Genomic DNA, 23,698 nt, shown 5'->3' with positions numbered 1-23,698 from the left:
TTGCTGGTTTGTCCTGCGTCGTGGTGGCGTTGCCGCCGGTCGGGCGGTGCGCGCGCCAGCCCCCCGGCGGCTGCCGGGCGCGCTGCCGGCCCGCGGCCACCCCCCCCCCCCCCCCCGGCCGCGTCCGCGCGCCGCCGGGCAGCTGCCCTCAGTCGCCCTCGCGCGGCGGCGCGCCGCCCTGGAGCAGGCCGCGCTCGCCGGCGATCACCCCGGCCTGGAAGCGGCTGCGGCCGCCGAGCCAGGCCATCAGTTCCGCGGTGATCCGGCGCGAGGTGCGCACCGAGACGCCGAGCTTGCGGGCCACCACCTCGTCGGTGTGGCCCTGGGCGAGCAGGCTGAGCACGGCCATCGCCTGCGGGTTGAGGCCCTCGGCCCCCTTGGCCGGGGCCTTCCCGTACGGGGCGGCGTTCTCCCAGACGTACTCGAACAGCGCGCAGAGCGCGGAGACCAGTCCCGGACCGGACAGCACCAGGGCCCCCACGCTGGTGTCGTCCGGATCGGTCGGGACGACCGCGACCTTCCGGTCGAAGATCACCAGGCGCATCGGCAGCGACGGCGCTATCCGCACCCGGGCGCCCCGCTCGGTGAGCCACTCCAGGTGGGCGATGGTGCCGCCGTCGTTGGCGGCGCTCTCCAGGTAGATGCTGCGCATCTGCACGCCCCGGTCGAAGACCTCCTGGTCGGCGACCTGGCCGGCTCTTCGGGCGGCCGGCGACTGTCCGCCGCCGGTCGCGAAGCCCATGATCTCGCTGGCGCAGGAGTGCGAGAGCTCCTCCAGTCGGAGCCGGATCTGGTCGACGCCCTCCAACTGCTCGACGCCCAGGCCCCGTTCGCCCTTGCGGCTCTCGGCGTACTGGGCGACCAGCTTGGCCGCCTCCAGCCGGCTGTGCGCTATCTGGCGCTGCCGCTCGGCGAGTTCGACCTCCTGGCGGCCGATCAGCATGGCCAGGCTGACCTCGGGGTTGACCAGGAGGAGGTGTCCGGGCTCCAGCTCGGAGTGCCTGATCAGGGTGAGCCGGGCCAGTCCGTCCAGGGCGTCCCGGACCCGCTGTTCGGGCCAGTCGAGGTCCTGTGCCACTCCTGGGATTCCGAGTTCAGGCCTGGCCAGCACCGTCCGGTACACGGCCTCGGCGTCGGGATCCAGTCCTAACACTGACAGCACCGCCTGCCCCCCCGATATTGCGAACCTGATGACGCCACGTCATTGCCGGATCTCGGGGGCATGCTACGACACCCTGCCCACAACCACCCACCGTTCGGGCCCAGGCCCTTTCCTGCGGACTTCGAGCGGGTCCACCCACGAGAGGATTTGACATGTATATCACTGTCGGACGTCTGGTTCGGGGTATCGTCGAACCGGAACAGGTCACGCCCGACAAACTCGTCGAACTGCTCCGGAACGCCGCCGAGCCGGCCGACGGACTGGAGCACGTTTACGTCGAGATCGACCCCCTCGGTGCCGATCTGGTCTTCTTTCTCGGCCCTCCGAAATCCGGAGAGTCGGATTCCGCCGCTCACCGGATCACCCGCCGTTGCCTGCGGGACGCGCCTGAACTGCGCGGATGGCGGCTGGCGACCGAATTCAGCGACGACCGGCTGCCGTTGTTGGAGGAGTGACCCGCGGGGCGGGCGCTCTGCAGGGTGCTGCCAGGGCAGGACCCTGACATGGAGAACTGTGGCACGGAACGTGTGTGCGAGACAGACTTGGTCATGCCGAAGGGGGCCGGAACCCCCTCCCGCAGGATTCGAGAGCCGGTCCCGCGCGGTCATTCACCGCGGGAATTGAACCAGGCACAGCACTCATCCGTTTCGTCTGTCTCGCCGCCGCCGATTTAACGGCCCGCGGCTCCATTGCCACCGGGGGTTCACCATGAGCAGCATCACCATTGTCGCCGCCCGCACCGCCGCCGTCCTCGGCCTGCTGGTCGCCGGCGCCGCCCTCACCGCGCCGGTCGCCGGCGCCGCCACCTCGGTGGCCGCCCCGGTCGCCAAGGGCGCCGGCTCCGTGCACGGCGACGACATCATCTGGGACGGCCCGGCCGCCAAGGCCGCCCCGGTCCACGTGACCACCGCCTCCGCCTCCGTGCACGGCGACGACATCATCTGGGACTCCCCGGTCGCCCACGCCCCGGTCGCCAAGGGCACCGGCTCCGCGCACGGCGACGACATCATCTGGGACTGACCTCCCGGCGGTCCGGCACGGGGACCGGGCCCAGCAGCACACCCATCCGCCCACGCCGTTCCCGCCGCCGCCGATTCCACGGCCCGCGGCTCCATCGCCACCGGGGGTTCACCATGACCAGCACCACCGCCACCACCGCCCGCACCGCCACCGGCCCGGCCGGCCCGGGCACCGGCTCCGCGCACGGCGACGACATCATCTGGGACTGACGTCCCGTCACTCTCCTGACACCGAAGGGGAACGGGCGATGCCCATCATCAGAACGCCGCAGGAGTTCAACGAGGACGAACTCTTCGTCGACCTCCGGGCGATGTTCGACTACCCGCTGTACCTCAAGTGCGAGGGCTTCAACTTCGCCGGCTCCGTCAAGCTCAAGGCGGCCCTCAGCATGGTCGACGCGGCCGAACGGGACGGCCGGCTGAACCGGGACTCCGTCCTGGTGGAGTCCTCCTCGGGGAACCTGGGGATGGCGCTGAGCATGATCGCCTCCGTCCGGGGCTACCAGTTCATCTGCGTCGTCGACCCACGGACGAACCTGTCCACCCGTCAGCTCATCGAAACACTCGGCGGCAAAGTCCACATGATCACCGAGCCGTCGCCGGAGACCGGCTTCCTCGGTGCCCGACTGGACTTCGTCCGCGAGCTGTGCGCCTCCTCGCCGCGGTACGTCTGGCTCAACCAGCACGCCAACCCGGACAACTGGCGCGCCCACTACCGCACCACCGCGCCCTCGATCCACCGCCAGTTCCCGGACCTGGACCTGCTGTTCATCGGCGCCGGGACCACCGGCACGCTGATGGGCTGCGCCCGCTACTTCAAGGAGCACCGGCCGGACACCCGGATCGTCGCGGTGGACAGCGTCGGCTCGGTCACCTTCGGCGGCGAGCCCGGCCCGCGGATGCTCCCCGGCCTGGGCGCCGGCGTCCGGCCGGCCCTGCTGGACGAGAGCTTCGTCGACGACGTGGTGCACGTGCCCGAACTGGACACCGTCCGCACCTGCCACCGACTGGCCCGCGGCGGCTTCCTGTTCGGCGGCTCCACCGGGACGGTGGTCAGCGGAGCGGCCGCCTGGCTGGCGGAGCACCGCCTCGGCCAGGACGTGGTCGCCGTCGCCGTCTCGCCGGACCTGGGCGACCGATACCTCGACACCATTTACCAGAGCGCCTGGGTGCGCGACATCTACGGGGCCGACGCGCTTGACGCCGTCGACCGCCTCACGCCGCCCAACGCCATTGCCACGGGGGTAAGATGACGATGCGTCATGCCGCGCCATTTTCCGATTTTCCTGAACCGGGGCGGCCCGGAGAACTGCCGCTGTCCGACGCCCAGCGCGAGATGTGGTTCGCCCAGCAGCTCGACCCGGGCAACCCGGTGTTCACCATGGCGGACCTCCTGGAGCTGACCGGCCCGCTGGACCACGAGCGGCTGCGGGCCGCCTGGCAGCGCGTGCTGAACCGCACCGAGTGCCTGCGGGTGCGCTTCGCCGAGCGCGACGGCCTGCCGGTGCAGATCGTCGAACCGCCCCGGGAGCGTCCCCTCCCGGTGCTCGACCTGACCGGCGAGGCCGACCCGCTCGCGGCTGCCGAAACGTTTCTGGAGTCCGAGGGACACCGTCCGTCCACCCTCGGCCCCGACGCCTTCGCCGCCACCCTCGTCCTGATCGGCCCCGAACTGGCCTGGCTGTACGTCCGGGCCAACCACATCCTGGTCGACGGGTTCAGCCGCGCCCTGGTCTACCGCCGCCTCGCCGCCGAGTACGACCTGCCCGACGCCGAACCCGCCCTCGACCCGACCCTCGCCGAACTGCTCGCCGAGGAGCGCGACTACCTCGCCTCCCCCGCCCACCAGCGCGACCGCGCCTACTGGACCGAGCGGCTGGCCGACGGCATCGAACCCACCGTGCTCTCCGGCCACCTCGGCTCGCCCGCCCGCGACACCCTGCGCAGCACCGGCCTGATCCCCGCCGCCACCGTCACCAGGCTGCAGGACACCGCCTGGGCCGAGCGGGTCACCTGGCAGACCCTGCTGATCGGCGCCACCGCCGGCTGCCTCGCCCAACTCTGCGGCACCGACCGGGTCGTGCTCACCCTCCCGGTCGCCGCCCGCACCACCCCGCTCGCCCAGTCCGTCCCCGGCATGCGCGCCAACTTCCTGCCGCTGCCGCTCACCGCCCACCCCGCGCTCGGCCGCGACGGCCTGCTCACCCAGGTCGCCACGGCTCTGCGCGGCACGCTGCGCCACCAGCGCCACCGGCACGACGCGATCCGCCGCGAGCTCGGACTCACCGGCGACGCCGGCCGCACCTTCGGCCCCACCGTCAACGTGCTGCAGACCGGTGGCGAGTTCGCCCTCGGCGACTGCCGCGCCCTGGTCCGCAACCTGTCCACCGGCCCCGTCCCGGACCTCCAGATCCTGTTCCTGGACAGCGGCGAGGACGGCTGCGAGCTGCGCGTCGACGGTGACGCCGACCGCTACCCCCAGGAGCGCCTCGACCTCTTCCGGGACGCCCTGCTCGGGTACCTGGAGGCGTTCGCCACCGTCTCCACCGCGCTGCCGGTCGGCCGGATCACCGCGCTGCCCGCCGCCGAGCGCGAGCGCGTCCTGGTCGAGTGGAACAGCTACCGGCAGCAGCCCGAGGTGTTCACCGACGTGCTGCCCCGGATCCGCGCCCTCGCCCAGGCCCGTCCCGGCGCCGTCGCCGTCCAGGACGACGCCGGCCGGCTCGACTACGCCGAGCTGGTCGCCCGGGCCAGCGCCCTCTCCCGCCGGCTGCTCGCCGCCGGGGCCGGACCGGACCGGCTGGTGGCGATCGCCGCCGCCCCCGGCACCGGCTTCGTCACCGCCGTCCTCGGCGTGCTCGGCGCCGGCGCGGCCTGGCTCCCGCTGGACGTCCAGGCCCCGGCCGCCCGCGGCGCGGCGCTGGTCGAGGCCGCGGGCGCCACCGTCCTGCTGCACGGCGAGGACCAGCGGCCGTACGCCGACACCCTGCTCGGCGCCCTGCCGCAGCGCCCCGCCGTCCTCGCCCTCGACGACGCCCGGGACGCGGACCTGCTGGCACCCGCCGGCGGCCCCGCCGAACTGGCCTACGTCATCTACACCTCGGGCTCCACCGGCCGCCCCAAGGGCGCCATGGTGCACCGCGACGGCATGGTCAACCACCTGCTCGCCAAGCACGCCGACCTGGAGCTGTCCGAGGCCGACACCGTGGTGCACAACGCCCCGGTCACCTTCGACATCTCGGTCTGGCAGATGCTCAGCCCGCTGGTCGCCGGCAGCCGGCTGCGGGTGGTCTCCCGCGAGCTCGCCGCCGACCCCGGCGCCCTGTTCGCGCTCGCCGACGCCGAGGGCGTCACCGTCCTGGAGGTCGTCCCCTCCCTGCTGCGCGCCGCCCTGGACTCCTGGGAGGCCGGCGCCCCGCTGCCCGCGCTGTCCGCGCTGCGCCGGCTGGTGGTCACCGGCGAGGCGATGCCCGCCGACCTGGCCCGCCGCTGGTTCGCGCTGCGTCCCGGCATCCCGCTGGTCAACGCCTTCGGGCCGACCGAGTGCTCGGACGACGTCACCCACGCCCTGATCGGCTCCCCCGCGGAGCTGGACTCGGTGCGCGCCCCGATCGGCCGCCCGGTCCGCGACACCCGGCTCTACGTGCTCGGCGACTCGCTCCAGCCCGTCCCGGCCGGCCAGCCCGGCGAACTGTACGTGGGCGGGCGCGGCGTCGGCCGCGGCTACCTGAACGACCCCCGGCGCACCGCCGGGGCCTTCGTCGCCGACCCGTACGCGGCCGCGCCCGGCTCCCGGATGTACCGCACCGGCGACCGGGTGGTGCACCGCGGCGACGGCCAGCTGGAGTTCCTGGAGCGGGTCGACCACCAGGTCAAGATCCGCGGCCACCGGATCGAGCCCGGCGAGGTCGAGGCCGCGCTGCGCGCCGTCCCCGGCGTCGCCGACGCGGTGGTCACCGTCGCCCGCGACCCCTCCGGCGGCACCCGGCTGGTCGCCCACCTGACCGGCGGCGCCGACCCGGCCGCCGTCCGCACCGAACTCGCCCGGGTGCTGCCCGACTACATGGTCCCGGCGGCGCTGGTGCCGCTGGCGGCGCTGCCGCTGACCCCCAACGGCAAGGTGGACCGCAAGGCCCTGCCCGTCCCGGACTTCGGGGCGCTGCGCGGCGAGCGGCGGGCCCCGGCCACCGAGCGCGAGGCGCTGCTGTGCGCGCTGTTCGCCGAGGTGCTGGAGCTGGACGGGGTCGGCGCCGACGAGGACTTCTTCGCGCTCGGCGGGCACTCGCTGCTGGCCGGCCGGGTGGTCACCGGGCTGCGTGCCCGGCTCGGCGTCGAACTGCCGATCCGCACCCTGTTCGAGGCGCCCACCCCGGCCGCCCTGGCCCTGGCCCTGGACGGCGCCGCGCCGGCCCGGGAGGAGCTCACCGCCGGCCCCCGGCCGGAGCGGATCCCGCTCTCCCCCGGGCAGCAACGGCTCTGGTTCCTCAGCCAGTTGGACGCGGCCGGCGCCACCTACCACCTGTCCCACGCGGTCCGGCTGACCGGCCCGCTGGAGCGGGCGGCGCTCGCCGAGGCCCTGGCCGACGTGGTCGCCCGGCACGAGAGCCTGCGCACCGTCTTCCCCGCCGAGGACGGACGCCCGCACCAGCTGGTGCTGCCGGTCGGCGAGGCCTGCCCCGAGCTGCCCGTGGTGCCGTTCACCGGCCGCCCGGCCGAGGAGCTGGACGCCGAACTGGCCGCCCGGGCCGGCGCGCCCTTCGACCTGGCCGTCGAACCGCCGCTGCGCGCGGTGCTGTTCGAGACCGGCGTCCAGGAGCACGTGCTGCTGCTGGTGCAGCACCACATCGCGGCCGACGGCTGGTCGGTGCGCCCGCTGGTCGAGGGCCTGCAGACCGCCTACCGCGCCCGGCTGGCCGGGCGTACCCCGGCCTGGGCCGAACTGCCCGTCCAGTACGCGGACTACACCCTCTGGCAGCGCCGCCTGCTCGGCGAGCAGGACGACCCGGCGAGCCTGATGAACCGTCAGCTCGACTACTGGGCAAACCAGTTGGCCGAGCTCCCGGAGGAGCTGGCGCTGCCGGCGGACTTCCCGCGGCCGGCCGTACCCAGCTACCGGGGCGCCACCGTGCCGCTGCGGCTGGACGCCGGGGCGCACCGCGCCCTGGCCGAGCTGGCCCGGTCCACCGGCGCCAGCCCGTTCATGGTGGTGCAGGCGGCCCTGGCCGTCCTGCTCGGCAAGCTCGGCGCCGGCACCGACATCCCGCTCGGCACCCCGGTCGCCGGACGCACCGACGACGCCCTGGACGACCTGGTCGGCTTCTTCGTCAACACCCTGGTGCTGCGCACCGACCTGTCCGGCGACCCGACCTTCCGGGAGCTGGTCGGCCGGGCCCGGGAGACCGTGCTGGCCGCCCTGGCCCACCAGGACGTGCCCTTCGAGAAGCTGGTCGACCGGCTCGGCGCCGGGCGCTCGCTGGCCCGCCAGCCGCTCTTCCAGGTGATGCTCGCCTTCCAGAACAACGCCGGGGCCCGCCCCGAGCTGCCCGGGATCACCGCCGAGGTCAGCCCGGTCGGCAACGGCACCGCCAAGTTCGACCTGGCCTTCGAGCTGGTCGAGCGGCACGGCGCCGCCGGCGAGCCGGACGGCCTCACCGGCACCCTGGAGTACAGCACCGACCTGTTCACCGAGCGGACGGCCCGGGGCCTGGCGGACCGCCTGACCCACCTGCTCGGCCTGCTGGCCGGCGCGCCCGACCGGCCGCTGAGCGGCGTGGACGCCCTGCTGCCCGAGGAGCGCGAGCGGCTGCTCGGCTCCTGGAGCGGGGCCGCCGCCCCGACCACCGTCGGCGCGGTCCAGCTCCCGGCGCTGTTCCAGGAGCGGGCGCACCGCGCGCCCGCCCGGCCCGCGCTGCGCTGGTTCGAGGACGGCGCCGTGCGCGCCGAGGTCGGCTACGGGGAGCTCAACGAGCGCGCCAACCGGCTCGCCCACCACCTGATCGCCCTGGGCGCGGGCCCCGGACGGATCGTCGCCCTGGCGCTGCCGCGCACGGTCGACGCGGTCGTCGCGGTGCTCGCGGTCCTCAAGACGGGCGCGGCCTACCTGCCGGTCGACCCGGCGTACCCGCGCGAGCGGATCGCCTACCTGCTGACCGACTCCGCCCCGCTGGCCGTCATCGGCCACGGCTCGGTGGCCGGACGGCTGCCGGAGCGGCAGGACGCACCGCTGCTGCTGCTGGACGACCCGGCGACCGCCGCCGCGATCGCCGCCGCCCCCGCGCACGACCCGACGGACGCCGAACGGACCACCCCGCTGGGGCCGGACCACCCGGCGTACGTGATCTACACCTCGGGCTCCACCGGCCGCCCCAAGGGCGTGCTGGTGCCGCACCGGGCGGTGGCCGCGCTGGCCGCCGAGCACGACCGCTTCGGCGTCGGCGAGGGCACCCGGCTGCTCCAGTTCGCCTCGTTCAGCTTCGACGCCGCGGCCTGGGAGCTGCTCACCGCGCTGCTGAACGGCGCCGTCCTGGTGCTGGCCGCGGAGGCCGACCGGGCGCCCGGCGAGCCGCTCGCCGAGCTGGTCAGGGCGGCCGGCATCGAGGTGGTCTGCCTGCCGCCGACGGTGCTCGCCGCCTGGCCCGCCCGGCTGCCGATGCCCGAGGGGCTGACCCTGATCACGGCCGGCGAGGCCTGCCCGCCCGAGCTGGTCGAGCGCTGGTCCGCGGGCCGGCGGATGCTCAACGCGTACGGCCCGACCGAGACCACGGTCTGCGCCACCGTCAGCGAGCCGCTGGCCGGCGCGGTCAAGCCGCCGATCGGCCGACCGCTGGCCGGCGCCCGGGTGTACGTGCTGGACGAGGCCCTGCGGCCGGTCCCGCCGGGCGTGATCGGCGAGCTGTACGTGGCCGGCGCCGGGGTGGCCCTGGGCTACCTGCACCGGCCCGAGCTCACCGCCCAGCGCTTCACCGCCGACCCGTACGCCGGCGCGTACGGCGACCCGAACGACCGGATGTACCGCACCGGGGACCTGGTCCGCTGGACGGCCGACGGCCAGCTGGACTACGTCGGCCGGGTCGACGAGCAGGTCAAGCTGCGCGGCTTCCGGATCGAGCTCGGCGAGATCGAGACCGCGCTGCTCGCGCGGCCCGGCGTCGAGCAGGCCGCCGCGATCGTCCGCGAGGACCGCCCCGGCGACAAGCGGCTGGTCGCCTACGTGACCCCGGCCGGCCTGCCGGTCGGCGAGCTGCGGGCCGCGCTCGCCGCGGAACTGCCCGACTACCTGGTGCCCTCCGCGTTCGTCCCGCTGGAGACCCTGCCGCTGACCGGCAACGGCAAGCTGGACCGCCGGGCACTGCCCGCGCCCGACTACGCCTCCGCCTCCACCGGCCGGGCCCCGGCCGGCGCCCGGGAGGCCGCGTTCTGCGCGGTCTTCGCCGAGGTGCTCGGACTGCCCGAGGTCGGCGCCGACGACGGGTTCTTCGACCTGGGCGGCGACAGCATCGTCTCCATCCAGCTGGTCAGCCGGGCCCGCGCGGCCGGGCTGGTGGTCACCGCGCAGGACGTCTTCACCCACCGGACCCCGGCGGCGCTGGCCGTGGTGGCCCGCGACGGCGAGGGCCCGGAGGCGGTCGCCACGGTCGGCACCGAGGACGGCGTCGGCCCGCTGGGCCAGCTGCCGATCGGGCACTGGCTGCGCGAACTCGGCGGGCCGGTGGACGGCTTCCACCAGGCCGTGCTGGTCCGCACCCCGGCCGACGCCACCCGGGAGTCGCTCACCGCGGCCCTCCAGGCCCTGCTGGACCACCACGACGGGCTGCGGATGCGGCTGCTGCCGGACTGGTCGCTGCTGATCGGCGAGCCCGGCACGGTCGACGCGGGCACGCTGCTGTCCGTCCTGGACGGCCCGGCCGCCGACTGGCCCGCCGAGGCGGTCGCCAACCGCGAGCGGCTGGCACCGTACGAGGGCGGGATGGTCCGGGCGCTCTGGCACCCGGCCGGCGGCGAGCTGCTGCTCACCCTGCACCACCTGGTGGTCGACGGGGTGTCCTGGCGGGTGCTGCTGCCCGACCTGGCCCGCGCCCACGCGGCCGTACGGGCCGGCGAGCCGGTCCGGCTGCAGCCGGTCGGCACCTCGCTGCGGCACTGGTCCGCGCTGCTGGAGCGGACCGCGGGCACGCCCGAGCTGCGCGCCCAACTCGACTGGTGGCGCGCCGAGTCGGCCGGCGGGCAGGCCCCGCTCGGCCACCGGGCCGCCGACCCGGCGGTGGACACCGTCGCCACCGCCCGGACGCTGCACCGCGTCCTGGACACCGACACCACGGCGGCGCTGCTCACCGAGGTCACCGGGGCGTTCCACGCCGAGGTGAACGACGTGCTGCTGACCGCCCTGGCACTGGCCGTCGCCGACTGGCGGCGGCGCACCGGACGGCCCGAGGGCGCCGTCCCGGTGGAGCTGGAAGGCCACGGGCGCGAGGAGTTCGCCCCCGGCGTGGACCTGTCCCGCACGGTCGGCTGGTTCACCACCGCCTACCCGCTGCGGCTCGACCCGGGCCCGGTGGACCTGGCGGAGGCGCTGGCCGGCGGTCCGGCCGCCGGACACAGCCTCAAGCTGGTCAAGGAGCACCTGCGGATGGTGCCCGGACACGGGCTCGGCTGGGGCCTGCTGCGGTACCTGGCCGAGCACGGCCCGGACGGAGCGGGCACCGCGGAGCTGTCCGGCGCCGCCCGGCCGCAGCTCGGCTTCAACTACCTGGGCCGGCTGCCCGCGCCCACCGACGAGGACTGGTCGCTGACCGAGCGGTCCGCCGCACTGGCCGCCGGGTCCGACCCGGGGATGCCGCTGCCGCACGTCCTGGACGTCAACGCGGTGACCGAGGACGGCGCGGACGGACCGCGGCTGAACGCCCGCTGGACCTGGGCCGGCCGGGCCCTGGCGCAGGCCGACGCCGAGGCCGTGGCCGACGGCTGGTTCACCGCCCTGCGGGCCCTGGTGCGACACACCCGGGAACCCGGCGCGGGCGGCTGGACGCCGTCCGACCTCGACCTGGTGGCACTCAGCCAGGACGAGATCGACGAATTCGAGGACGAGATGGACGACTGGGGGGACGAGCTGTGACCACGGCCTCGGCCGAGCCCCGCACCGGGCGACGCCCCGGACGGAGCTCCAATCTGAGCGACATCCTGCCGGTGGCACCGCTGCAGGAAGGACTGATGTTCCACGCGCAGTACCACCGCGAGGAACTCGACGTCTACACCGTGCAGTTGGTGCTGGACCTGGCCGGCGACCTGGACCCGGCCCGGCTGCGCGGGGCGGTCACCGCCCTGCTGGAGCGGCACCCCAACCTGCGGGCCGCGTTCCGCTACCGCAAGAACGGCGACCCGGTCCAGGTCGTACCGCGCGAGGTCGCGCTGGACTGGCGCGAGGTCGACCTGCGCGGCCTGCCGTCCTCGGCCCCGCCCCGAGCGGAAGGGCGCGCCGGTGCCGAGAGCGACGAGCGACGGGCGACCGACGGAGGAGGGAGTGCCGGAGCGAGGAGTGTCGGCACCGGGTCCGAGCGCCCGGAGGCGAGCGGGCGAGCAACAGCCGAGGAGCTCGCCGAAGCCGACCGGCTGCGCCCCTTCGACCTGGCCCGCCCGCCGCTGCTGCGGTTCAGCCTGCTGCGGCTGGGCGAGCGCGAGCACCGGCTGGTGCTGACCTCCCACCAGATCCTGTTCGACGGCTGGTCCATGCCGGTCGTGGTGCGCGAACTGTTCGCCTGCTACGCCGACGGCGGCGTCTCGCTGCCCCGCCCCGCCCCGTACAAGTCCTACCTGGCCCACCTGGCCCGGCAGGACCGGGCGGCGGCCGAGGCGGCCTGGACGGCCGCGCTGGAGGGCTTCACCGAGCCCACCCGGCTGTCCGGCACGGCCGCCGCCGAACCCGGCCGGCCCGGCATGCCCGGCGAGCACGCCGTCGAGCTGGACGCGCCGGAGTTCGCCGCGCTCACCGGTTGGGCCCGCACCCGCGGGCTGACCGTCAACACCGTGGTGCAGGGCGCCTGGGCGACCGTGCTGGGCACCCTCACCGGGCTGCGCGACATCGTCTTCGGCGGCACCGTCTCCGGCCGCCCGCCGGAGCTGCCCGGCGTCGAGGGCATGGTCGGCCTGTTCATCAACACCCTGCCGGTCCGGGTCGACCTCGACCCGGCGCAGAGCTTCACCGAGCTGCTGTCCGCGCTCCAGGACCGCCAGTCGCTGCTGCTCCCGCACCAGCACCTCGGCCTCGACACCATCCAGCGCAACGCCGGGGTCGGCGACCTCTTCGACAGCGTGCTGGTCTTCGAGAACTACCCGCTCGACCCGCAGGCGCTGGCCGGCGAGGTCGCCGGACTGCGGCTGACCGGCCTCCGGGCCGGCGACGCCAACCACTACCCGCTCAGCCTGATGGCCCTGCCCGGCGAGCGGCTGCGCCTCCAGATCGGCTACGACACCGCCCGGTTCACCCCGGCCGAGGCCGCCCTCGTCGCCGAGCGGCTGCTGCACGTGCTGCGCACCGCCCAGGCCGAGCCGGACCGCCCGCTCGGGCGGCTGGACCTGCTGCTGCCCGGCGAGCGCGCCCGGCTCGCCGTCCCCGCCCCGGAGCCGGCCGAGACCGACCCGTGGACGGACGTGGTGGCACGGGTGCAGCGGTTCGCCCGGACCCGCCCGGACGCCGTCGCCGTCGCCGACGGCACCGAGCGGCTCGGCTACCGCGAACTGGCCACCCGGGCCGGCGCCGTGTCTCGGGCCCTGGCCCGGGCGGGCGCCGCGACCGGACCGGTCGGGGTGCTGGCCCCGCCCGGCTGCGGCTTCGTCACCGCCGTCCTCGGCGTGCTCGGCGCGGGCGCGGCCTGGCTGCCGCTGGACGTCGCCGCGCCGGTCGCGCGCGCCGCCGTGCTGGCCGCCGAGGCCCGGATCGGCGCCCTGCTGGTCGGCCCCGACGAGCACGCCGCGGCCGCCGAACTGCTGGCCGCGGCCGGCCTGGACGTCCCGGTGCTGGACATCACGGCCCTCGCCACCGGCACCGGGACCGCCAAGCGGCTGCCCGCCCCGCGCGGGGCCGGCGACGACCTGGCGTACGTCATCTTCACCTCGGGCTCCACCGGCCGCCCCAAGGGCGCCATGGTGCACCGGGCGGGCATGGTCAACCACCTGCTCGCCAAGGTCGCCGACCTGGAGCTGGACGGGGACACCGTGCTGGTCCACAACGCCCCGGTCACCTTCGACATCTCGGTCTGGCAGATGCTCGCCGCGCTGGTCGTCGGCGGGCGGCTGCGGGTCACCGGCCGCGACCTCGCCGCCGACCCGCAGGCCCTGTTCGGCCTGGTCGCCCCCGAGGGCGTCACCGTGCTGGAGGTCGTCCCCTCGCTGCTGCGCACCGCCCTGGACAGCTGGGACGACGGCGCCGAGCCGCCCGTCCTGGACGGGCTGCGCAAGCTGGTCGTCACCGGCGAGGCGCTGCCCGCCGACCTGGCGCACCGCTGGTTCGCCCGCTACCCGGCGATCCCGCTGGTCAACGCGTACGGGCCGACCGAGTGCTCGGACGACGTCACCCACGCCGTGATCGGCTCCCCGGCCGAGCTGGACTCGGTGCGCGCCCCGATCGGCCGCGCCGTGCGCGGCACCGGACTGTACGTCCTGGACGACGCCCTGCGCCCGGTCCCGGACGGCGTCCCCGGCGAGCTGTACGTGGGCGGGCGCGGCGTCGGCCGCGGCTACCTCGACCAGCCCGGCCGCACCGCCGCGGTGTTCGTCGCCGACCCGTTCAGCCCGCTGCCGGGCGCCCGGATGTACCGCACCGGCGACCGGGTGATCCGGCGGCCGGACGGCCAGCTGGAGTTCCTGGAGCGGGTCGACCACCAGCTCAAGATCCGCGGCCACCGGATCGAGCCCGGCGAGGTCGAGGCCGCGCTGCGCTCGATCGAGCAGGTCGGCGACGCCGTGGTGGTGGTCCGCCGCGGCGGGGCCGGCGACGCCCGGCTGGTCGGCTACCTGACCGGCCCGGTCGACCCGGCCCGCTGCCGGGCCGCGGCCGCCGCGCTGCTGCCCGAGTACATGGTGCCCTCCGCCCTGGTGGTGCTGGACGCCCTGCCGCTGACCCCCAACGGCAAGGTGGACCGCAAGGCGCTGCCCGAGGTCGACCTCACCGCCGCGACCGGCCGCGGCCCGCGCACCCCGCAGGAGGAGGTGCTCTGCGCCGCCTTCGCCGAGGTGCTCGACCGGCCCGCGGTCGGCATCGACGAGGACTTCTTCCAGCTCGGCGGCCACTCGCTGCTGGCCACCCGGCTGGTCAGCCGGGTGCGTACGCTGCTCGGCGCCGAACTGGCGCTGCGCACCGTCTTCGAGGCGCCCACCGTGGCCGCCCTGGCCGGCCGGCTCACCCAGGACGCCGTCCGTCCCGCGCTGACCGCCGGGGCCCGACCTGACCGGCTGCCGCTGTCGTACGCCCAGCAGCGGCTCTGGTTCCTGGACCGGCTGGAAGGCCCCTCCGCCACCTACAACCTGCCGTGGACGCTGCGGCTGCGCGGCCCGCTGGACCGCGCCGCGCTGGCCGCCGCGCTGACCGACGTGGTCGGCCGGCACGAGAGCCTGCGCACCGTCTTCCCGGACCGCGACGGCCTGCCGTACCAGCTGGTCCTCCCGGTCGAGCGGGCCGCCGTCGAGCTGCCCGTCCGCGAGCTGCCCCTCGGCGACCGGTCCGAGGCCGAACTCACCGAGGCAGCAGCGGAGTTCGCCACCGGAACCTTCGACCTGGCGCACCGGCCGCCGATCCGGGCCACCCTGCTCGCGGCCGGCCCCGAGGACCACCTGCTGGTCGTGGTGATCCACCACATCGCCGGGGACGGCTGGTCCAACGGGCCGCTCGCCCGCGACCTCTCCACCGCCTACGCCGCCCGGCTGGCCGGCCGCGCGCCCGCCTGGACGCCGCTGCCGGTGCAGTACGCCGACTACGCGCTCTGGCAGCGCGAACTGCTCGGCGCGGAGGACGACGAGGAGTCCCTCCTCACCCGCCAGACCACCTACTGGAAGGAGCAGTTGGCCGGGCTGCCGGAGGAGCTCCAGCTGCCGGTGGAGAGCGCCCGCCGGGTCACCGCCGGCTACCGCGGCGCCGCCGTCCGCTTCGCCGTCCCCGCCGCACTGCACCACCGGGCCCTCGCCCTGGCCCGGCAGAGCGGGGCGAGCCTGTTCATGGTGCTCCAGGCCGCGCTGGCCACGCTGTACGGCAAGCTCGGCGCGGGCGAGGACATCCCGCTCGGCACCCCGATCGCGGGCCGCACCGACGACGCCCTGGACGACCTGGTCGGCATGTTCGTCAACACCCTGGTGCTGCGCACCGACCTGTCCGGCGACCCGACCTTCCGCGAGCTGCTGGACCGGGTGAAGGCCGTCGACCTGGCCGCCTACGCCCACCAGGACCTGCCGTTCGAGAAGCTGGTCGACGCCCTCGGCCCCGAGCGCGCCCACGGCCGCAACCCGCTGTTCCAGACCCTGCTGGCCCTGCACAACAACGCCGCCGCCCGGCTGGAGCTGCCCGGCGTCACCGCCGAGGCGGGCGCGGCCGAGCTCGGCGTGGCCCGGCTCGACCTCTGCTTCGAACTCGCGGAGCTCAGCGGCCCGGACGGCCCCGGCGGCCTGGAAGGGCGGCTGGAGTACAGCACCGACCTGTTCGGCGCGGCCGGCGCCCAGCGGCTGGCCGACCGGCTGGTGCACCTGCTGGGCGTGCTGGTCGACCGGCCGGACAAGCCGATCGGCACCGCCCCGGTGCTGCTGCCCGGCGAGCGGGAGGAGCTGCTCGCCCTCGGCGACGGCGCCGCCGCCCGCGGCGACGGCCAGCCGCTGGCCGCCCTGCTGGAGGCCACCGCGGACGCCCACCCGGACGCGGTCGCGCTCGAATTCGCCGGCCTGGAGCTCGACTTCGCCGAGCTGCACCGGCGGGCCAACCGGCTCGCCCGCACCCTGGTCGCCCAGGGCGCGGAGCCGGACCGGCTGGTGGCGATCGCACTGCCGCGCTCGGTCGACCTGGTGGTCGCCGCGCTCGCGACGGTCAAGAGCGGCGCCGTCTACCTGCCGATCGACCCCTCCTACCCGGCCGACCGGATCGCCGGGATGCTCAAGGACGCCCAGCCGGTGCTGACCCTCAGCACCGCCGCGGTGGCCGCCGCCGTCCCCGGCCTGGAGGCCGGCCGGCTGCTGCTGCTGGACGACCCGGCCACCCGCGCCCGGGTCGACGAGCAGCCCTCCGAGCACCTGCGCCCGGCCGAACTGGCCGGCCCGGTACGGCCCGAGCACGGCGGGTACGTCATCTACACCTCGGGCTCCACCGGCCGCCCCAAGGGCGTCGTGGTGCCGCGCGGCGCCCTGGTCAACCACCTGCTGGACCTCACCGAACGGGTCGCCCTGGCCCCCGGACGGACCCTGCTGGCGGTCACCACCTTCGGGTTCGACATCGCCAACCTGGAACTGTTCGGCCCGCTGCTCGGCGGCGCCCGGCTGGTGCTCGCCCCGCACGACACCGTCCGCGACCCGGAGCTGCTCGCCGACCTCGCCCTGGCCACCGGGGCGGACGTCATGCAGGCCACCCCGACGCTGTGGCACGCCCTGGTCACCGCCCGGCCCGAATCGCTCGCCCGGGTGCACGTGCTCACCGGCGGCGAGGCCCTCAGCCCGGCCCTGGCCGCCGCGCTGACCGGCGCCGCGGCGAAGGTCAGCAACCTGTACGGCCCGACCGAGACCACGATCTACTCGCTCGGCGTCGACCTGCCGCCCGACCACACCGGCACCCCGCCGATCGGCCGCGCGCTGGCCGGCAACCAGGCCCGGCTGCTGGACGCCGCGCTGCGCCCGGTACCACCGGGGGTGGTCGGCGAGCTGTACCTGGCCGGCACCGGCCTCGCCCGCGGCTACCTGGACCGCCCCGGCCTGACCGCCGAACGCTTCACCGCCGACCCGTACGGCCCGCCCGGCTCCCGGATGTACCGCACCGGGGACCTCGCCCGCTGGCGGCCGGACGGCTCGCTCGACTACCTCGGCCGGGTCGACCACCAGGTGAAGATCCGCGGCTTCCGGATCGAACTCGGCGAGATCGAGGCCGTGCTGACGGACCATCCGCTGATCGAACGGGCCTCGGTGACCGACCGGGAGGACCCGCCCGGTGTCCGCCGGCTGGTCGCCCACGTGGTGCCGGCCGGCCCGGAACGGCCCGAACCGGCGGCGCTGAGGGCCCACTTGGCCGCCGTGCTGCCGGAGTACATGCTCCCGGCCGCCTACGTCCAGCTGGACGCCCTGCCGCTCACCCCGAACGGCAAGGTGGACCGCAAGGCGCTGCCCGCGCCCGCGGCCGACGACCGGGCGGTGGCCCGCTCGGACGGCCGCGCGCCCGACGGACCGGTCGAACGCGCCCTCGCCCGGGTCTTCGCCGAGGTGCTCGGCCTGGACCGGGTCGGGGCCGAGGACGGCTTCTTCGAGCTGGGCGGCGACAGCCTGAAATCGATCCAACTGGTCAGCCGCGCCCGCGCGGCCGGGCTCTCGCTCACCCCCGCCGACGTCTTCGCCCACCGCACCGTGGCCGGCCTGGCCCTGGTGACCGGCACGGCCGACGGCACCGGTGCGCCCGAGGACCCGTTCGCGCCCGTCCTGGCCGTCCGGCCGACCGGCGGCAGCCGTCCGCTGTTCTGCGTGCACGGCGCGGTCGGGCTCGGCTGGCCTTTCCTGACGCTCGCCGCGGAAATTGACACGGACATTCCCGTGTACGCTTTCCAGACCGGTGGGGTACGCTCCCCGGAAAAGACCCCGGAGTCCGTCCGGGAAATCGCCGGAAAATATCTCGGCGAAATGCTGGAAATCCAGCCGGCGGGGCCCTATCGTATTCTCGGCTGGTCGTTCGGAGGGCTCGTCGCCCACGAGATCGCGGTCCAGCTGCAGGCCCGCGGCGAGCAGGTCGAACTGCTCGCCGACCTGGACGGCTACCCCGGGACCGGCGCGCCGGCCGAGGAGCTGCCGGACGACCGGGCCGTCCTCGCCGAACTGCTCGAACGGGCCGGCCTCCCCGGCGACGGCCCGCTCGACCCCGGCACCGCACGCCGGCGCCTGGCCGAGGCCGGCAACGCGCTCGCGGAGCTGGACGAGACCGAGCTGGTCCGACTGCTCGGGGTGATCCGCACCCACAGCGCACTGGGCGAGGCCCACCGCCCCGGCCGCTTCCAGGGGGACCTCCTCCTGTTCGCGGCCACCCGGGGCCGGGCCCCGGGCGACCCGGACGAGGAGTCCTGGCAGGCCCACGTGACCGGCCGGATCCTCCGGCACCCGGTCGACAGCGACCACGACTCGATGCTCGAACCGGCGCCGGCCGAATCCATCGGAAAAACCCTCTCCGCCGTCCTCCGCAAGGAATCCTGAAACACCGCACCGAAATACCGGTGGCCGCCCCGGAAATTCCATCCCGGGGGCACTGCGCCCGAGAACCGGACGATTTCCGGGATTTCCGAAAGGACCGAGAAATCATGAGCAACCCGTTCGACGACGAGCAAGGCACCTTCCTCGTCCTCGCCAACCACGAGAACCAGCACAGCCTCTGGCCCGCTTTCGCCGAGGTCCCGGCCGGCTGGCGGACCGTCAAGGGCGCGAGCACCCGGCAGGAGGCGCTGGACCACATCGAGCGCAGCTGGACCGACCTGCGCCCGCAGAGCCTGATCGACGCCACCGCCTGACCCCCGAACACCGCCCGACCAGAGCACCACCGATCCGACACCACCTGAGGAGCACCCCATGAGCACCGTCGCCATCGACGAGTCCAAGGTCCGCGAGATCGTCGCCGACTGCCTCGACCTGGAGCTGGACGAACTGACCCTCACCGACCACTTCATCGACCACTACGGCGCCGACTCGCTGAACGCCATCGAGGTGCTCGCCCGTCTGGAGAAGGAGTTCCACGTCACCATCCCGCAGGAGGAGCTGCCCAACATGGTCAACCTGGGCGCCGTGCTGGAGGTCCTGTCCCGGGCGACCGCCCGATGACCGCGCCGCAGCGCGTGGTGGTGACCGGCATCGGCGTCCTGTCGAGCATCGGCAACGGGGTCGAGGACTTCACCTCGGCCCTGCGCGAGGGCCGCTGCGGTGCCGGTCCGATCACCAGCTTCGACACCGACGGGTTCCTGCGCACCTCCGGCCACGAGGTCGACGGCTTCGAGCCGGAGCAGTGGATCCACCGCCTCCCGGTCGAGGAGCTCGGCCGCGCCACCCAGTTCGCCGTCGCGGCGGCCCGGATGGCCGTCCGGGACGCCGGGCTCGACGAGCAGGAGCTCGCCGGGCTCCGCGCCCAGATCACCATCGGCACCACCGACGGCGAGGCGCCCGAGCTGGACAAGCTGATCGCGGAGTCGGTCGCCAACGGGCCGGAGCACCCGGTCGACCAGCTGGTGGCCGGCCGCCTGCCGGCCCACCAGCTGGCCCTGGCGATCGCCCGGGAGCTGCGGCTCCCGCGGGTCGTCCCGGCCGTCCTCGGCACCGCCTGCGCGGCCGGGAACTACGCGATCGGCGACGGCTTCGACGCCGTGCGCACCGGCGAGGCGGACATCGCCGTCGTCGGCGGCGCGGACGCGATCTGCCGCCGCACCTTCGCCGGGTTCAGCCGGCTCGGCCTGGTCTCCTCCGACTACTGCCGTCCGTTCGACGCCGACCGCGAGGGGCTCCTCACGGCCGAGGGCGCGGGGGTCCTCGTCCTGGAGACCCTCGACTCGGCCCGGCGCCGCGGCGCCCGGATCTACGCCGAGCTGCTCGGCTACGGGCTCAACTGCGACGCCCACCACCCCACCGCCCCCGACCAGTCGAGCGTCGCCCGCTGCATGGAACTGGCGCTCAACGACGCCGGGGTCAAGGCGGCCGAGGTGGACCTGGTCTCCGCCCACGGCACCGGCACCCCCACCAACGACATCACCGAGACCCGCGCGATCCGCGAGGTCTTCGGCGACACCCCGCCGCGCACCGTCGCCCTCAAGGCGATGCTCGGCCACTCGATGGGCGCGGCGAGCGCGCTCGGCGCGGCCGCCTCGGCGCTCGCGCTGGCCCACGGCTTCGTCCCGCCCACCGTCAACCACCGCACCACCGACCCCCAGTGCCAGATCGACTGCGTGCCCAACCACTCCGTCCCCGCGGACCTCCGGGTGGTGGTCAACAACGGACTGGCCTTCGGCGGCAACAACGCCTCCGTCGTCCTGGGGCGCCACGAGGAGGAGCCCAGCCGATGAGCGAGCGCACGAGCTCGACCACGATCCATCGGGACCGGCCGCTGATCACCGCATGGTCCGCGGTCTCCCCCTTCGGCCTCGGCCGCGACGCGTTCGCGGCCGGGGTCGGCCGGGGGGAACCGGCCTACCAGGTACCCGACTTCGAGACCCGCAAGGTGCTCGGCAAGGCCGGCACCCGCACCTTCGACCGGGCCACCGGCCTGGCCGTCACCGCCGTCCGCGAACTGCTCGGCGAGGCCGAGGCCGCGCAGAGCCCGATCGCCACCGGCGGCGGCACCGCCCTCGTCCTCGGCACCACCCTCGGCAGCGCCCACAGCGCCGCCGGGTTCAGCCGGGCCTCCTTCGAGGGCGACAAGCCCTACGACGTGCCCGCCCAGCTGATGCCGAACGTGCTGATGAACGGCCCGGCCGCGGCCACCGCCATCCGCTTCGACCTCAAGGGCCCCAACACCACCCTGGCCGGCGGCGCCGCGGGCGGCCTGCTCGCCCTCGGCTACGCCCGCCGCCTGCTGGCGGCCGGCCGCGCCGAACGCGCCCTGGTCGGCGCGGTGGAGGAGCAGTCCGAGACCCGCGAGTGGCTGGCCGGGGAGAACGACCGGCCCAGCGGCGAGGGCAGCGCCGTCCTGCTGGTGGAGACCGGGCGGACCCTGCCGCCCGGCCGCCGGGTGCTGGCCGAACTACTGGCCCTGGACGTCCGGTTGGACGTCGACGACGACCCGCAGGCGGCCCTGGCCGCCACCGTCCTCGACGCCCTCGCCCAGGCCGACGCGACCGCCGACCAGGTCTGGGCCGCGGCCGTCACCGGGCAGCCGGCCCGCGACCGGCTCGCCGAGCTGGTCGGCTCCGAGGCCGTCGACCGGGTCCCCGACCTGCTCGGCGACACCGGTTCCGCCGCGACCGTCTTCTCCCTCACCACCGTCCTGTCCCTGGCCGAGCAGGATCCCGCGGCCGCCGGCCGCCTCGCCGTGATCGCCTCGCTCGACCACCAGGGCCTGGCCGCCTGCGCCGTCCTGCGCCTCACCGGCGGTGACCGATGAGCACTCCCGGCACCGTCCTGATCAGCGGCGGCTCCCGCGGCATCGGCAAGGCCGCCGCCCTGCGGCTCGCCGCCGAGGGGCACCCGATCAGCTTCTGCTACCAGTCCGACCGGCAGGCCGCCGACGTCCTGGCCAAGGAACTCGACGCCCTCGGCGTCGCCGTCCTGGCCGAGAAGGTCGACGTCACCGACGCCGCCGCCGTCCGCGCCTGGGTCACCCGCACCGAGGAGGAGCTCGGCCCGATCACCGTCGCCGTCGCGAGTGCCGGAATCACCCGCGACAAGCCGCTCCTCCTGATGTCCGACGACGACTGGCGGTCCGTCACCGACACCAACCTGACCGGCACCGCGAACCTCTGCCGCGCGGTGGCCTTCCCGATGGTCAAGCGCCGCGCCGGCTCGATCATCACCCTCAGCTCCGTCTCCGGCGTCTACGGCAACCCCGGCCAGAGCAACTACGCGGCCTCCAAGGCCGGGATCATCGCGCTCACCCGGGCGCTGGCCAAGGAGGTCGGCCGCTACGGGGTCCGGGTCAACGCGGTCGCCCCCGGCATGATCGAGACCGACATGACCTCGGTGCTCACCGACGCCCAACGCACCGACGCCCTCAAGCACATCCCGCTCGGCCGCTTCGGCACGGCGGACGAGGTGGCCGAATCGGTCGCCTTCCTGGCGGGCCCCCAGTCCGCCTACCTCACCGGTTCGGTCCTGCAGATCGACGGCGGAATCGTCCTGTGACCAGACGCACCAGACGCACCGTCCACCTCGACTAGGAGAAACGACCATGACCATCCCCGCCGTGCGCACCTTCGACAACCACACCCCGCTCGTCGACACCGAGCTGCTCCCCGGCCGCGGCACCGGCGTCAACGCCGCCCACCGGATGTACGAGCACCTCATCGGCATCTGGGCCACCGGCGTCATCGAGGCCGCCCACGACCTCGGCGCCTTCACCGCCCTGATCGCCGCCCCGGCCACCGCCGGGGAGCTCTCCAGCCGGCTCGGCACCGACCTGCGCGCCACCCGCGTCCTGCTGGACGGCCTGGCCGCCTACGACGTGGTCGAGCGCAGCCGCGCGGCGGACGGCCAGGCCGTCTACACCCTGCCACCGGAGATGCACGACGTCTTCGCCCCCGAGGGCCTGTACAGCCTGGTCGGCAAGATCCGGCACGACCGCAACGTCGCCTGGGGCGCCTGGCGCAACCTGGCCGGCAACGTCCGCTCCGGCGCCCGCAACTCCGAGGGCTCGCAGCAGCTCAACCAGATCTCCGAGGAGGACTACACCTCCCTCGTCCGCGGCATCAACTTCTGGGCCCCGCCGATCGCCGCCACCCTCGCCGACGCCCTGCGCGAGCAGGGCTGGACCGACGGCGCCGGCCGCACCCTGCTCGACGTCGGCTGCGGCACCGGCATCTACAGCCAGCTGCTGCTCCAGGAGTTCAGCGGCCTCAACGCCCGGGCCCTGGACGCCGAGCGGATCGTCCCGATCGCCAACGCCCAGGCCCACCGCCTCGGTGTCGCCGACCGCTTCAACCCGGAGATCGCCGACTTCTGGTCCGACGACTGGGGCACCGGCGTCGACGTCGCCCTCTTCGTCAACATCTTCCACCTCCAGACCCCCGAGTCGGCCCGCGAACTCCTCCTCCGCTCCGCCAAGTCCCTCACCGAGGACGGCGTCATCGCCATCGCCGACCACATCGTCGACGAGGACAGCACCGACGGGAACACCCAGAACCGCTTCTTCCGCCTCTTCGCCGCCTCCATGCTCGCCACCGGCGGCGGCGACGCCTTCACCGTCCAGGACTACGACCAGTGGCTCGCCGACGCCGGGCTGCGCCGCGTCGCCCTGCTCGACACCCCCATGCACCGTCTCCTCCTGGTCAAGCACGCCTGATCCGACGACCCCCCTCGACGGCCCCGACGCCCCGCGTCGGGGCCGTCGGGGTTCCCCCACCCGGAGGCTCCCGTGACCGACCGCCCCGCCCTCTTCCGCACCGACCTCTTCCGCCCCGTCCTCTTCCGCACCGACCAGGACCTCACCCCCGAGGAGATCGCCGCCCTCACCGTGCTCCTGCTCCAGCACCGAGCCACCCTCGCCGCGGCGGCCGCCGCGACCCCCCCCCCCCCCCCCCCCCCCCCCCCGGCCCCCCCCCACCCCCCCCCCCCCCGGGCCCCCCCCCCCGAGGCGCACAGGGCCACATACCCCCGCAGCCCCCCCCCCCGC

General features: G+C 75.1%; 12 protein-coding genes. 11 read left to right on the top strand and 1 reads right to left on the bottom strand.

Going from position 1 to position 23,698, the window contains the following annotated elements:
• Nucleotides 1-148: 148 nt before the first annotated feature.
• Nucleotides 149-1,078 (bottom strand): LuxR family transcriptional regulator, encoded by a 930-nt coding sequence (locus ACFXOZ_RS37185; RefSeq protein ID WP_375895648.1) that lies wholly within the window; start codon nt 1,076-1,078, stop codon nt 149-151.
• A gap of 236 nt (nt 1,079-1,314) precedes the next feature.
• Here ACFXOZ_RS37185 and ACFXOZ_RS37180 point away from each other — a divergent pair, with 236 nt between their 5' ends.
• From ACFXOZ_RS37180 to ACFXOZ_RS37130, 11 genes are all read left to right on the top strand, one after another.
• On the top strand, nt 1,315-1,617 hold the full coding sequence (locus tag ACFXOZ_RS37180; protein ID WP_375895646.1) for a hypothetical protein: 303 nt from the start codon (nt 1,315-1,317) through the stop codon (nt 1,615-1,617).
• A gap of 253 nt (nt 1,618-1,870) precedes the next feature.
• Nucleotides 1,871-2,182: a hypothetical protein gene (locus ACFXOZ_RS37175; protein ID WP_380594363.1), complete on the top strand. Its 312-nt coding sequence runs from the start codon at nt 1,871-1,873 to the stop codon at nt 2,180-2,182.
• A 247-nt stretch (nt 2,183-2,429) separates the two neighbouring features.
• Entirely contained in the window at nt 2,430-3,434 is a 1,005-nt protein-coding gene (sbnA, locus tag ACFXOZ_RS37170; protein ID WP_380525585.1) for a 2,3-diaminopropionate biosynthesis protein SbnA, read from the top strand.
• Nucleotides 3,431-11,293, top strand: coding sequence for an amino acid adenylation domain-containing protein (locus tag ACFXOZ_RS37165; RefSeq protein ID WP_380594361.1), 7,863 nt, complete (start codon nt 3,431-3,433; stop codon nt 11,291-11,293). The genes sbnA and ACFXOZ_RS37165 overlap by 4 nt, the downstream gene beginning before the upstream one ends.
• Nucleotides 11,290-18,591 carry an amino acid adenylation domain-containing protein gene (locus ACFXOZ_RS37160; RefSeq protein ID WP_380594359.1) on the top strand — a complete coding sequence of 2,434 codons (7,302 nt, stop codon included), beginning with the start codon at nt 11,290-11,292 and terminating at the stop codon, nt 18,589-18,591. The genes ACFXOZ_RS37165 and ACFXOZ_RS37160 overlap by 4 nt, the downstream gene beginning before the upstream one ends.
• Nucleotides 18,592-18,695: 104 nt before the next feature.
• Nucleotides 18,696-18,902, top strand: coding sequence for an MbtH family protein (locus tag ACFXOZ_RS37155; protein ID WP_380594357.1), 207 nt, complete (start codon nt 18,696-18,698; stop codon nt 18,900-18,902).
• Nucleotides 18,903-18,960: 58 nt separating this feature from the next.
• A complete protein-coding gene (locus ACFXOZ_RS37150) occupies nt 18,961-19,209 on the top strand; it encodes an acyl carrier protein (protein ID WP_375895633.1) in 249 nt (82 codons plus the stop codon).
• A complete protein-coding gene (locus ACFXOZ_RS37145; RefSeq protein WP_380525587.1) occupies nt 19,206-20,438 on the top strand; it encodes a beta-ketoacyl-[acyl-carrier-protein] synthase family protein in 1,233 nt (410 codons plus the stop codon). Before ACFXOZ_RS37150 ends, ACFXOZ_RS37145 begins: the two co-directional genes overlap by 4 nt.
• Nucleotides 20,435-21,475 carry a beta-ketoacyl synthase N-terminal-like domain-containing protein gene (locus ACFXOZ_RS37140; protein WP_380594355.1) on the top strand — a complete coding sequence of 347 codons (1,041 nt, stop codon included), beginning with the start codon at nt 20,435-20,437 and terminating at the stop codon, nt 21,473-21,475. Before ACFXOZ_RS37145 ends, ACFXOZ_RS37140 begins: the two co-directional genes overlap by 4 nt.
• Nucleotides 21,472-22,212 (top strand): 3-oxoacyl-ACP reductase FabG, encoded by a 741-nt coding sequence (gene fabG / locus ACFXOZ_RS37135; protein ID WP_375895627.1) that lies wholly within the window; start codon nt 21,472-21,474, stop codon nt 22,210-22,212. Before ACFXOZ_RS37140 ends, fabG begins: the two co-directional genes overlap by 4 nt.
• A 46-nt stretch (nt 22,213-22,258) precedes the next feature.
• The gene (locus ACFXOZ_RS37130) at nt 22,259-23,368 is read left to right on the top strand and encodes a methyltransferase (protein WP_375895624.1); all 1,110 of its coding nucleotides are present in this window, start codon (nt 22,259-22,261) and stop codon (nt 23,366-23,368) included.
• The last annotated feature ends 330 nt before the right edge of the window (nt 23,369-23,698 follow it).

Origin of the sequence: Kitasatospora sp. NPDC059160 (genome assembly GCF_042755465.1) — a bacterium.
GTDB lineage: Bacteria > Actinomycetota > Actinomycetes > Streptomycetales > Streptomycetaceae > Kitasatospora.
The sequence above is the reverse complement of the archived record's forward strand: the minus strand, read 5'-3'. Positions and strand labels throughout refer to the sequence as shown.